The sequence below is a fragment of the Agrobacterium sp. LY4 genome (assembly GCF_001526585.1).
Lineage (GTDB): Bacteria > Pseudomonadota > Alphaproteobacteria > Rhizobiales > Rhizobiaceae > Agrobacterium > Agrobacterium leguminum.
Genome location: NZ_ASYA01000011.1, coordinates 1 through 11,624, shown reverse-complemented (window position 1 = coordinate 11,624; position 11,624 = coordinate 1). Strand labels below are relative to the sequence as shown.

Here is an 11,624-nt window from a genome sequence, read left to right as displayed (position 1 = left end):
TTGATTATAAATAAATTTATTGACGTAAAACATTACAACTTTTATGAAGGCCTCACCCGTGCTGCTGATTTTTGCCGATGATCTGACCGGAGCGCTCGATGCCGCCGCCCCCTTTGCCGGGCGTGGGCTGGCGACCGAGGTTGCGATAGGGCTTGACGGCGTGCGCGCGGCGCTCGCGGATGCGCCTGCCGTCCTTAGCGTCAATCTCGGCTGCCGCGATGGCGAGGCGGATGAAGCCCGGCTTCGCACGCAAGAACTGTTGGGGCTGGTTCCGGCCGATACTATCCTTTTCAAGAAGATCGATTCCCGCCTGAAAGGGCATATTGCGGCGGAAATGGATGCGATTTCCTATCGGCACGCGCTTGTGGCGCCCGCCATTCCGGATTTCGGACGCGTCGTTATGGGCGGAGCCGTTTCCGGCTTTGGTGTGGAAGCTGCCATTCCGGTTCATGAAAGGCTGGGCGCACATGCCGGCCGCTGCACGATACCCGACACGCGATCAAAGGGCGATATCAGGGAAGCTCTCGCCGCCGCGCAGGCGGAAGGGGCCGATCTTCTGGTCGGCGCGCGTGGACTTGCCGAGGTGCTGGCTGAAGCGATGACGGCGCAGGCTGTTCCTGAAGCGGCGTTCATTCCACCCGGCAAGGGGCTTTTTGTCATCGGGTCTCGCGACCCGATCACGGTGGAGCAGATTGACGTTCTCAAAAGCGTTGGGCCTGTCTCGATCGTGGAGGCGCCGAATGGCGTCATGCCACGACACACCGATGAGGGTGCCGGTCTGACGTTGGTTCAAGCGACGCAGGGTAAGGAAAATCTGTCGCCGCTTGCGGTTTCAGACCGGTTGGCGGAAGGCGTCGTGCCGCATTTGACCGTCAGGGCGGCAAGGCTGCTGTTATCGGGTGGAGCCACGGCAGAAGCCGTGCTGCGGGCCATGGGCATTTCACGTCTGCGTCTTGCCGGCGAATGCCTGCCGGGTCTCGGGGTAGGCTGGTCCGGAGATCAATGCATCATTGCGAAATCCGGCGGTTTTGGGCAAGCTGACACGTTGAAACGGATCGCGAAAATGATGCTTGGCGACAATGACGCTGGAGAGAGCTGACCAGATGGGGCTGATGAAAGAAACGGCGCGCAAGGCACTTCCGGACATTATTTTCGAGAGAATGCACCGGGCGATCAAATCCGGGGCCTACAAGCCGGATGAGCGGCTGCCGACAGAGCATGAACTCGCCATGGAATTCGAAGTGTCGCGACCTGTCGTGCGCGAGGCGTTGCGGCGGCTGCGCGAGCAGGGGTTCATTTATTCCCGCAGAGGCTCCGGCAGCTATGTCAGGGCTTTCGGCCTGCGCGAGCCGCTCGGCTTCGGGCAGCTTGAAAATGTCGCTGATCTTCTCAACTGTTACGAATTCAGGCTGACGCTGGAGCCGGCTGCGGCGGCTGCGGCAGCCTTGCGGCACGATGGCGAGAGACTTGCGGCGATCCGGAAGGCGCTCGAGCTGATGCGGGATGCGACCAATCGCCAGTCCCACCGCGAGGATGCCGATTATCAGTTCCACCTCGCCATCGCGCGGGCGGCGCGAAACAGTTATTTCTCCACCGCGATGGAAGCGCTCAAGGACCATATTGCAATGGGAATGAAGTTTCACGGCATGTCGGTGAAGCGGGAGGCGTCCGGCCTGACGCGTGTTTTCGCCGAGCATGAGGCAATCGCAAAGGCGATTGCCGATGGGGACGCAGAGGCGGCGCGCCAGTTGATGCTCCAGCACCTGACCGGATCGCGCGACCGCCTGTTCGAGTCTTCGCACGCGGATTAAGCGGGTGACCGAAGACCGATGCGCGTCCGCGCACCGGATTTTTGCTCAGAAGGCGTGGCGGTAAATGCCGAGCACGTCCTCGACGCTCATGTCGACGGGATTATTGTCCATCAGCCGGCGGATGGCATGCGCATCCTCAGCGTAGCGGGGAAGGTCGGCCTCAGTCGCGCCATGCCGTGCGAGCGACATTTCGATGCCGAGCCCGGCGCAGAAATCCGTTGCCGCCTTGCGCAAATCATCGGGCGAAAGGTGTTCGCGAAGCCCGAGCGCTCCCGCCACTTCCGCCGTCTTCGCCGAAACCGCAGGCTGGTTGAAGGCCAGAACATGCGGAAAGACGATGGCGTTCGCCAGCCCGTGCGGCAGGTTAAGAAGCGTGCCGAGCGGATAGGCGATGGCATGGCCGGCCGCCGTATTGACCGGGCCGAGGCAGATGCCGCCATAATAGGAAGCGAGCATCATGCCTTCCCGCGCTTCAGTATCCGCACCGTCGCGAACGGCGCGCGCCAGATATTTGCCGACCAGCGCAAAACCCATGCGGGCGAAACCGTCGATCATCGGATGGGCCTTGCGGTTGGTGAAGGCTTCGACGCAATGGGCCATGGCATCCACCCCCGTTGCCGCCGTAACGGCCGATGGCACGGAATAGGTGAGCTCCGGATCGAGCACGGCGAAATCCGCGATCAGATGAGGGCTTTCGACCGCGATCTTGTTGCCTTTCACCGGGTCTGTGATGAGCGAGCGGATGCCGGCCTCCGAGCCGGTGCCGGCGGTGGTGGCGATCTGCACCAGCCGTGTGTCGCGCCCGGCAACCCTGTTCGGCCCTGCCACATCCGCAAGCGCCTGGCCGGAATTCCAGAGGGCAGCGACCAGCTTCGCCACATCCATTACCGAACCGCCACCGAGGCCGATGACGAGATCCGGCTTGGCGGCGCGTGCTGCGGCAAGGGCTGCATCGAGCGTTGCGGTGTCGGGCTCGCCGGGAATGGCATCGAAGATCGTGAAAGGGCCCTGCAATTGCAGCCGTTCGGCAAATTTTGCCGTCAACGGTGTGGCGATAATGAGGGTCGATGCGGTTTTTCCCGCCCAGGTGCCGACCTGGGAAATGGTGCCAGCGCCGACGGCAAGCCGTCGTGGCTGGTGGATGAGAATGGGAGCTGTCGACATGGTGCTCATTCCTTCCGCTCCTTGCCCGCCACCAGCTTGCGCGCATAGGCGATGGCCGCATTCATGTTGCCGTGATTGGCGATGCCCTTGCCGGCGATATCGAAAGCCGTGCCGTGATCGACGGAGGTGCGGTCTATCGGCAGATCGACAGAGACATTGACGGCGGTGTCGAAAGCGACAAGCTTGATCGGGATATGGCCCTGATCGTGATATTGCGCGACGACGAGATCGAAAGCGCCGGAATAAGCCCGATGGAACACGGTGTCGGCGGAAATCGGTCCCTGCACCTCGATGCCTTCGGCGCGGGCAGCGGCGACCGCAGGTGCGATCTGGTCGTCATCCTCGGTGCCGAACAGGCCGTTTTCACCGCAATGTGGGTTGATGCCCGCAACCGCGATGCGCGGTCGATCGTAACCGATGCGTTTCAGATGCGCGTTGCCGGCGCGGATGGTTGCCAGCACCCGCTCCGTCGTCGCCCGGCGAATGGCCTCCTGCAGGGAGACGTGGGTGGAAACGTGAATGACCTTCAGCCGTTCGGAAGCAAGCAGCATATAGGCCGCCGAGGAGCCGGTGAGGCTTCGCAACATGCCGGTGTGCCCGTCATAATGATGACCGGCGAGATTCAGGGCTTCCTTGTTGATCGGCGCGGTGACGATGCAGCCGATTGCGCCCGCTTCGGCATCGCGAACGGCCTTTTCGATGAAACGGAAAGCGGCGTCTCCGGCCACTGGAGACAATGTTCCCCAGGGCAGCGGTGCGCCCTCCACAGGCAGGTCGACCACATGTTGAGTGAGATCGATATCAACGCCGAGCGCATCCCGCGCCGCTTCCAGCGTGGCGAGGTTGCCGTAAATCCGCGTCGCCGCACGATCCGGGGCAGACATTTCTGCGAGCGCCCGCACCGTGATCTCGGGGCCGACGCCGCAGGGGTCGCCCATGGTGATGCCAATGATGTTGCTCATCTTTGTCTCCCGTCGTTCTCGTTAGCCCAGCCGGGCGCCAGCCGGACATATTTGATTGCGCGGCGATGATAGGTGTAGCTCGCATGCAGCGTACCGTCCGGCGCTTCCAGAAGCCACGGATAGGACATTTCCAGATTGCGCCCATCGGTCGAATCGTTCGAAAGGCAGGTGCCCGGCCCGTCTTCGATCAGGATTCGGGCGGTAAAACTGCGCCCGTTATCGTCGGACAGGCAGATCGAAACCGGCGCGCGCGGCACGCCCCAGACCGGCACACAGCCGCCGCTCGGATCGGCATCCGGCCTGTCGTCGTCCTCTCCCAGCTCGTCATAAAGCGAGGCGCGGCGATCACTCGACTGCGCGGCGTTGACGGGGTTGCAGATCATAGCCAGCCTGCCATCGTTGAGACTGATCACGGCAATGGAGGAATTATTGTTGGGCACATCGGTCGGCTGCGGCTTTGACCATGAGCGGCCGCCATCGGCGCTTTCCGTGCGATAGACGAAATCAGCCTGACGACGGCGGAAGAAGGCGGCGTAGTCCGCATTCGTCACTGCGACCGGGCTCATATGCACGCAGCCGGTTGATTCCTCCAGCTCCTGCAATTGCCAAGTCGCGCCATTGTCCGTGGATATGCCGAGCGCTGCCGTATCATGGCTGCCGTTCCATTTCTGGCCGGGGCGCTGGATGCAGCGGAAGATCGGCAGCAGCCAGGCGCCGTCATCGCGGATGCGCAGCGGTGCTCGGATGAAGCAGCCTTTCGGAAGGTCGAGAAAGCGACCGGCCTCGGCGGACAGCTTTTCCGGTACTGCCGTGTCGCGTGTGACCCGCGCCATGCGAATGCGGCATTCATCCTGATTGCCGGAGGGCTGGGCTGTGTGAAACAGCCAAAGGACGCCATCCGGCGCGGTGAAGAGAACCGGGTTCTGTTCGGAATGGGCGGGGTCGTGGCTCAGGCGCTGCGGCGGTCCCCAGCGGGTTGCACCCGCTGTCAGCACGGATGCGAAAATCGAAATATCCGATTTTCCTTCCAGCGTGCCGCCGAACCAGGCGCAGAGCAGGGTGCCGTCATCCAGAAGGTGCAGGAAGCTCGCATGGTTCTGGATCATGGGTGACGGCAGGAACGCTTCCTGCCGGTTTTGCGACACGGCATGGATGGCTCCGGTCATGGCGTGAGCGATGTCATCAGGGGTCATCGTGGTCTCCTCTTGTTCCGATGAAAATGACATATTCGAAAAGTTGTCAAGTTTATTTGATAAAAAAAGAGGATCATATATTTTTGATTTTCTGAATTAAACCAATGTTTTTAAATGATAAAAATAAGAGATTTGGCTTGAATAAAAATTGTATTAGAAAAATAAATTGACAAAAAATGCGATACCGTCGATGCTCTGTCTACGGGTGGAGGAGACAATCATCCGCATGTCATGCTCCTCAATGCAGGAGATGGGGATTTTTCAGATGCCCCTTGCGGCGCGCCGCCATGTTGCTGAATTTCTGAATCTGGGAGGAGAACGGAATGAAGAAGTCATTGATTGCGGGCGCCCTGGTCTTGGGTTCCCTCAGCGCCGCGGTTTCGCCGGCGCTCGCGGCATCGGGGCCGATCAAGATCGTGCTGGCGGAAGAGGCGGACCTGCTTGAGCCCTGCATGGCCACCCGCTCCAATATCGGCCGCATCATCATGGAAAATGTCAGCGAGACGCTGACCGAGCTCGATGTGCGCGGCAAGAAGGGTGTTCAGCCGCGCCTTGCCGAGAAGTGGGAGCAGAATGCCGACGGAAGCTGGCGTTTCCACCTGCGTGAAGGCGTGAAGTTTTCCGACGGCACGGCATTTGACGCCAAAGACGTCAAGCACAGCTTCGAACGCATCATGAGCGACAAGAACGCCTGCGAGTCCCGTCGTTATTTCGGCGGCATGACGGTGACCCCGTCGATCGTTGATGATCACACGATAGACTTCAAGACCGACCCGGCGCAGCCCATTCTGCCGCTGCTGATGTCGCTCGTCACCATCGTTCCCGAAGAAACCAGGATGGAATTCATCCGCGAGCCTGTCGGCACCGGGCCTTACAAGCTGACCAACTGGACGCCGGGCCAACAGATTGTCCTCACCGCGCGCGACGATTATTGGGGCGTCAAGCCGCAGGTGACGGAAGCGACCTATCTTTTCCGCGCCGATCCTTCGGTTCGCGCCGCCATGGTGCAGACCGGCGAAGCCGATCTTTCGCCTTCCATTTCGCAGCTCGACGCTACCAATACGAAGACCGACTTTTCCTATCTCGACAGCGAGACGGTCTATATGCGTCTCGATCATAATATTGCGCCTCTGAACGATGTGCGGGTGCGCCGCGCGCTCAACCTCGCCATCGACAGGCAGGCCTTCCTCGGCACGCTGGTTCCGGAAGGTGCAGTGCTGGCCACCGCGCTCGTTCCGCCGACCACGCTTGGCTGGAACCCTGACGTCAAGGTCTTCCCCTATGACCCCGAGGGCGCAAAAAAGCTGCTCGAGGAAGCCAAGGCTGCCGGTGTGAAGGTGGATACGCCGATCACCATCATCGCGCGTACCGCTAACTTCCCCAACGTCACCGAGATCATGGAGGCGATCCAGCAGCAATTGCAGGATGTCGGCTTCAAGATCGACCTGAAATTCGTGGAAGTGGCCGAGCACGAAAGCTATTACTCCAAGCCCTTCAAGGAAGGCCGCGGACCGCAGATCGTCGCCGCCATGCACGACAACTCAAAGGGCGACCCGTCCTTCACCATGTTCTTCAAATATGCGACCAAGGGCACGCAGTCCGGTTTCTCGGACAAGAAGGTGGACGATCTGATCGAACGTGCATCCGCAGCGGTCGGCGACGAGCGCGCCAAGCTCTGGTCGGAACTCATCGCTTATCTGCACGACGATGTGGTGGCGGATGTGCTGCTGTTCCACATGGTCGGCTTCTCCCGCGTCTCCGAGCGGCTGGACTTCAAGCCCACCATCGCCACTAACTCGATGCTGCAGCTTTCGGAAATCGGCATCAAATAAGACCCCGCGTCTTGTCAATTGAGAAGCGGCGGCGCGGCGAAAGCTTCGCCGCCGCATTGAAAAACCGGAGGCAACCATGCTGAGCTTCATCCGAAAACGTTCCGTTGCAAGCCTGATCTCCCTGATCGGCCTCATCGTCATGGTTTTCTTCCTGTCCCGCCTGACGGGGGACCCGGCCGCCTTATTTCTGCCGGTCGAGGCGTCGGAAGAGTTGAAGCAGCAGTTCCGGGCGTTGCACGGGCTGAACGATCCGCTGATGGTGCAGTTCCTGCGTTATGCGGGCGATGTGATGACGGGTGATCTCGGAGAATCTCTCAGAAAAGCCCGCCCGGCGCTGGATGTGGTGCTGGAGGCTTTCGTCTGGACGCTGTGGCTTGCGGTCATCACCATGTCGCTCGTTACCACCGCCGCCATCGTCATCGGTTCGCTTGCGGCTTTCCGCTCCGGCGGCTTCTTCGACCGCATGGCCTCGAGCATCTCGCTCATCGGTGCATCCGTGCCTGATTTCTGGCTGGCGATCGTTGCCATCGTCGTCTTCTCCGTCAATCTCGCCTGGCTGCCCACGTCGGGCACGGGCTCCGTGCTGCACTGGATATTGCCGATCGCGGTCCTGTTCGTGCGCCCCTTCGGCATTATCGTGCAGGTGGTGCGCGGCTCGATGATCGGCGCTTTGTCTTCGGCCTATGTCAAAACGGCGCGCGCCAAGGGTGTGAAGTCGGGTCCGATCATCTTCATTCACGCTTTGCGAAACGCCATGCTGCCGGTCATCACCGTCATTGGCGATCAGGCGGCAAGCCTTCTCAACGGCGCGGTCATCGTCGAGACCATTTTCGGTTTTCCCGGTGTCGGCAAGCTGATGATCGATTCCATTCTGCAGCGCGATTTCAACGTCGTGCTGGCCGCCATTCTCGTGACCGCGCTGGCGATCTTCCTGATGAATCTTCTGATCGATATCGCCTATGCGCTCCTCGATCCGCGTATCCGGCACTGAGGAGGCCGTTCAGCCATGAGCCTTTCCAGCGCCGACACCGAGATCATCGCCGAGCCGTCCTTCGCAACACGCATGCTGCGCATGTTGTGGGCGGATAAATTCGCGCTCTGCGCCGCGATCTTCCTCATCATCGTCGTTATCTTCGCTTTTGTCGGCCCTGCCTGGCTTGGCGATCTGGCGACGAAACAGAACCTGCGCGGGCGCAACCTCGCCCCGTTCGACTGGCAGCGCGAGTGGTATTTCTGGCTGGGGGCGGATGCGCTCGGCCGTTCGCTTCTCGCGCGCATTGTCGCTGCCACGCAAAATACGCTGATGATCGCCGCCGGCGCGGTGCTTCTTTCCGCCATCACCGGCACCGTGCTCGGGCTGATCGCCGGTTTTTCCTCCAACCGTGTCGGCCAGATCATCATGCGGCTCGCCGATGTGATCATGTCGTTCCCGTCGCTGCTGATCGCGGTCATCGTGCTTTATCTGCTTGGCTCCTCCATCCTCAACCTGATGCTGGTTCTCGCCATCACCCGCATTCCCGTTTACATCCGCACCACGAGGGCGGAGGTGCTGGAGGTGCGCGAACGCATGTTCGTGCAGGCGGCAAGGGTCATGGGTGCATCGGGCAAACGCATCCTGTTCCGCCACATCCTGCCCGTCGTGTTGCCGACGCTGACGACGCTCGCCACGCTCGATTTCGCCTATGTGATGCTGGCGGAAAGCGCGCTGTCCTTCCTCGGCATCGGCATTCAGCCGCCGGAAATCACCTGGGGCCTGATGATTTCGCAGGGGCGGCAATATCTTACCAATGCCTGGTGGCTGTCCTTCTGGCCGGGACTTGCCATCATCCTCACCACCCTGTCGCTCAACCTGCTTTCCAACTGGCTGCGCATCGCGCTTGATCCCGTGCAGCGCTGGCGGCTGGAAATGAAAGGCCGCAAGCATGGCTGACCATCTTCTCGACGTGCGCAACCTTTCCGTGGAGTTCCACACCGCAAGCGGTGTCGTCCATGCGGTGAAGGATGTCTCCTATCATATCGACCGTGGCGAAACGCTGGCCATCCTCGGCGAAAGCGGTTCGGGCAAGTCGGTATCGTCCTCGGCCATCATGAACCTCATCGATATGCCGCCCGGACATATCAGCAGCGGCCAGATATTACTTGATGGCAAAGACGTTCTGACCATGCCGGCCGAAGCGCGCCGCGAAATCAACGGCCGGCGTATCGCCATGATCTTTCAGGACCCGCTCAGCCATCTCAATCCGGTCTATACCGTCGGCTGGCAGATCCGTGAGGCGATGACCACCCACGGCATGGACAAGGCAAAGGCCGAAGCGGAGGCGAGGCGGCTTGTCGCTCGCGTCGGCATTCCCGACCCGGACGGGGCCTTGAAGAAATATCCGCATGAATTTTCCGGCGGTCAGCGCCAGCGCGTCATGATCGCCATGGCGCTGGCGCTTCGGCCCGATCTCCTGATCGCGGATGAACCGACCACCGCGCTTGACGTGACGGTGCAGGCCGAGGTGCTTTCGCTGCTCAAGGAATTGCAGCGGGAAACCGGCATGGCGGTGCTCATCATCACCCACGATCTCGGCGTCGTTGCCGAAATTGCCGACCGGGTGGTGGTGATGGAAAAGGGCGTTCTGGTCGAGGCCGGCACGGTTCGTGAGGTCTATCGCAATCCGCAGCACCCCTATACCCGCAAGCTCATCAGCGCAGCACCCGGCAGGGGCGACATGCACGAGCCGCAGGCGACGGGCGAAGCGCTGCTCAGCGTGCGCGACGTGCGCAAGCGTTACGGCGCCTTCGAGGCGCTGAAGGGCGTTTCCTTCGACCTCATGGAAGGCGAAACCATCGCGGTCGTCGGCGAAAGCGGTTCCGGCAAATCGACGTTGGCGCGTATTCTACTTCGCCTCGACGAGCCGGATACGGGCAGCGCCTTGTGGAAGGGTCGCGACCTCTTCAAGCTTCCGCCTGCCGAACTCTTCGCGCTCCGGCGCGATTTGCAGATGGTGTTTCAGGATCCCACCCAGTCGCTCAATCCCCGCATGACGGTGTTTCAGCTGATTTCCGAGGCCTGGGTCATCCATCCGGAGATATTGCCCAAGGCAAGATGGCGTGAGCGGGTTGCGGAATTGCTGCATCAGGTGGGTCTCTCGCCGGAACATATGCGCCGTTATCCGCACCAGTTCTCCGGCGGCCAGCGGCAGCGGATCGCCATTGCCCGCGCATTGGCGCTGGAACCGAAGCTCATCATCTGCGACGAGGCGGTCTCGGCGCTCGATGTCTCGGTTCAGGCGCAGGTTATCGCACTGCTGGACAAACTGCGCCGCGAAATGGGCCTCTCCTTCATCTTCATCGCGCATGATTTGCCGGTGGTTCGGGATTTTGCCGATCACGTCATGGTCATGCAGCGGGGAGAGGTGGTGGAGTTCGGCACGGTCCGACAGGTTTTCGAAGCGCCGCGCGAGGCCTATACCCGTGCCCTTCTATCCGCGAGCCTCGATCCCGACCCCGATATGCAATCCCAGCGTCATCCGGCCGTTGCCGGCGACGCCATCGGAAATTCAAGCGGAGTTCTTTCATGAGCAAACAAGCTTTCGTCGCGCTCGTCACCTGTTTCAACGAAGACGAAACCATCAACTATGAGGCAACCCGCGCGCAGGTGCACCGCCAGGTGGCGGCCGGCAACAACATCATGTGCGCCGGCACCAATGGCGATTTTACCGCGCTGACGCATGCGGAAAAAATCCGGCTGACGGAAGAGGTGGTGGACGAAGTTGCAGGCCGTGCCAAAGTCATCGTGAATGCCGGCATGCCCGCCACATTCGAAACCCTGCAACTTGCCAAAGCCTTCGACCGCATCGGCGTCGACGGCATCGCCGTCATCACGCCTTTCTTCATCGCCTGCACGCAGGATGGCTTGATCCGCCATTTCTCGACGGTGGCTGACGCCGTTGAAACGCCGGTCTATCTCTATGACATTCCCGCCCGCACCCAGAACCACATAGAGCCGGAAACCGCCCGCAAACTCGCCACCCATGGCAATATCGCCGGCATCAAGGATTCCGGCGGTGCACAGCAGACGCTCGAAGCCTATCTTCAGGTGGCAAAGGAGATGCCCGGTTTCGAGGTTTATTCCGGCCCGGATCACCTCGTTCTCTGGTCGTTGCAGAACGGGGCGGCCGGCTGCATTTCCGGCCTCGGCAACGCGCTGCCGGATGTGCTGGCCGGCATTCTCAATGCTTTCAACGCCGGTGACATCACCGAGGCCGAACGCCAGCAGGCAATCTACGCCGACTTCCGCACCGATCTCTACGCCCTTGGCTTCGCACCGGCTATGGTCAAACGCTCGCTTTATCTCCAGGACCCATCCGTCGGCGCCAGCCGCCAACCGGCCCTTCTGCCGGATAAAGCGCAGGATGAAAAAATCCTGGAAATCTTGCGGCGTTATCAACGGATCTGACGCTGCTATCGAATGTGACGCGCACCCCTGTGGATCGTGCGCGTCACCTTAAAAATATCTGCGAAAACGGCCAGAAGCCGATGCATTTCCCCAGCCTCACCCCTGACGAATAATTTGTGACACAAACACGAAATTCCCCTTGTCAGCCCCGCCATTGATGTTTAAGAGGAGCGCGCAACGCAAGCGTTCGCGCATGCGGAGAGGTGGCAGAGTGGTCG

General features: G+C 60.8%; 10 protein-coding genes. 7 read left to right on the top strand and 3 right to left on the bottom strand.

All coding sequences use genetic code 11. The features are described from left to right. The first annotated feature begins 58 nt into the window (after nucleotides 1-58). Both L904_RS10350 and L904_RS10345 read left to right on the top strand, forming a co-directional pair. Nucleotides 59-1,099 (top strand): four-carbon acid sugar kinase family protein, encoded by a 1,041-nt coding sequence (locus tag L904_RS10350; protein ID WP_035260784.1) that lies wholly within the window; start codon nucleotides 59-61, stop codon nucleotides 1,097-1,099. Nucleotides 1,100-1,103: 4 nt separating this feature from the next. Next, nucleotides 1,104-1,811 carry a FadR/GntR family transcriptional regulator gene (locus tag L904_RS10345; protein WP_035260774.1) on the top strand — a complete coding sequence of 236 codons (708 nt, stop codon included), beginning with the start codon at nucleotides 1,104-1,106 and terminating at the stop codon, nucleotides 1,809-1,811. A gap of 45 nt (nucleotides 1,812-1,856) precedes the next feature. Here L904_RS10345 and L904_RS10340 read toward each other — a convergent pair whose 3' ends face one another. The 3 genes from L904_RS10340 to L904_RS10330 are packed head-to-tail and all read right to left on the bottom strand — an operon-like array spanning nucleotide 1,857 to nucleotide 5,130. Beyond that, nucleotides 1,857-2,984: an iron-containing alcohol dehydrogenase gene (locus tag L904_RS10340; RefSeq protein ID WP_035260772.1), complete on the bottom strand. Its 1,128-nt coding sequence runs from the start codon at nucleotides 2,982-2,984 to the stop codon at nucleotides 1,857-1,859. Beyond that, the gene (pdxA, locus tag L904_RS10335) at nucleotides 2,981-3,937 is read right to left on the bottom strand and encodes a 4-hydroxythreonine-4-phosphate dehydrogenase PdxA (protein ID WP_059762517.1); all 957 of its coding nucleotides are present in this window, start codon (nucleotides 3,935-3,937) and stop codon (nucleotides 2,981-2,983) included. Before pdxA ends, L904_RS10340 begins: the two co-directional genes overlap by 4 nt. Then, the gene (locus L904_RS10330; protein WP_035262403.1) at nucleotides 3,934-5,130 is read right to left on the bottom strand and encodes an exo-alpha-sialidase; all 1,197 of its coding nucleotides are present in this window, start codon (nucleotides 5,128-5,130) and stop codon (nucleotides 3,934-3,936) included. Before L904_RS10330 ends, pdxA begins: the two co-directional genes overlap by 4 nt. Before the next feature lie 323 nt (nucleotides 5,131-5,453). Between L904_RS10330 and L904_RS10325 the strand changes: the two genes are divergently transcribed. The 5 genes from L904_RS10325 to L904_RS10305 all read left to right on the top strand — a co-directional run bounded on the left by L904_RS10325 (nucleotide 5,454) and on the right by L904_RS10305 (nucleotide 11,406). After that, the gene (locus L904_RS10325; protein WP_035262401.1) at nucleotides 5,454-6,962 is read left to right on the top strand and encodes an ABC transporter substrate-binding protein; all 1,509 of its coding nucleotides are present in this window, start codon (nucleotides 5,454-5,456) and stop codon (nucleotides 6,960-6,962) included. A 76-nt stretch (nucleotides 6,963-7,038) separates the two neighbouring features. Next, nucleotides 7,039-7,953 (top strand): ABC transporter permease, encoded by a 915-nt coding sequence (locus L904_RS10320; RefSeq protein WP_035262398.1) that lies wholly within the window; start codon nucleotides 7,039-7,041, stop codon nucleotides 7,951-7,953. Nucleotides 7,954-7,968: 15 nt separating this feature from the next. Beyond that, entirely contained in the window at nucleotides 7,969-8,892 is a 924-nt protein-coding gene (locus L904_RS10315; RefSeq protein ID WP_035262396.1) for an ABC transporter permease, read from the top strand. Continuing rightward, on the top strand, nucleotides 8,885-10,528 hold the full coding sequence (locus tag L904_RS10310) for an ABC transporter ATP-binding protein (RefSeq protein WP_035262393.1): 1,644 nt from the start codon (nucleotides 8,885-8,887) through the stop codon (nucleotides 10,526-10,528). Before L904_RS10315 ends, L904_RS10310 begins: the two co-directional genes overlap by 8 nt. Beyond that, nucleotides 10,525-11,406, top strand: coding sequence for a dihydrodipicolinate synthase family protein (locus tag L904_RS10305; RefSeq protein ID WP_020813526.1), 882 nt, complete (start codon nucleotides 10,525-10,527; stop codon nucleotides 11,404-11,406). Before L904_RS10310 ends, L904_RS10305 begins: the two co-directional genes overlap by 4 nt. The last annotated feature ends 218 nt before the right edge of the window (nucleotides 11,407-11,624 follow it).

Coding starts and splice junctions, on each gene's coding strand:
- L904_RS10345 (WP_035260774.1), top strand. CDS start 1,104: ATGGGGCTGATGAAAGAAACGGCGCGCAAGGCACTTCCGGACATTATT.
- L904_RS10340 (WP_035260772.1), bottom strand. CDS start 2,984: ATGAGCACCATGTCGACAGCTCCCATTCTCATCCACCAGCCACGACGG.
- pdxA (WP_059762517.1), bottom strand. CDS start 3,937: ATGAGCAACATCATTGGCATCACCATGGGCGACCCCTGCGGCGTCGGC.
- L904_RS10330 (WP_035262403.1), bottom strand. CDS start 5,130: ATGACCCCTGATGACATCGCTCACGCCATGACCGGAGCCATCCATGCC.
- L904_RS10325 (WP_035262401.1), top strand. CDS start 5,454: ATGAAGAAGTCATTGATTGCGGGCGCCCTGGTCTTGGGTTCCCTCAGC.
- L904_RS10320 (WP_035262398.1), top strand. CDS start 7,039: ATGCTGAGCTTCATCCGAAAACGTTCCGTTGCAAGCCTGATCTCCCTG.
- L904_RS10315 (WP_035262396.1), top strand. CDS start 7,969: ATGAGCCTTTCCAGCGCCGACACCGAGATCATCGCCGAGCCGTCCTTC.
- L904_RS10310 (WP_035262393.1), top strand. CDS start 8,885: ATGGCTGACCATCTTCTCGACGTGCGCAACCTTTCCGTGGAGTTCCAC.
- L904_RS10305 (WP_020813526.1), top strand. CDS start 10,525: ATGAGCAAACAAGCTTTCGTCGCGCTCGTCACCTGTTTCAACGAAGAC.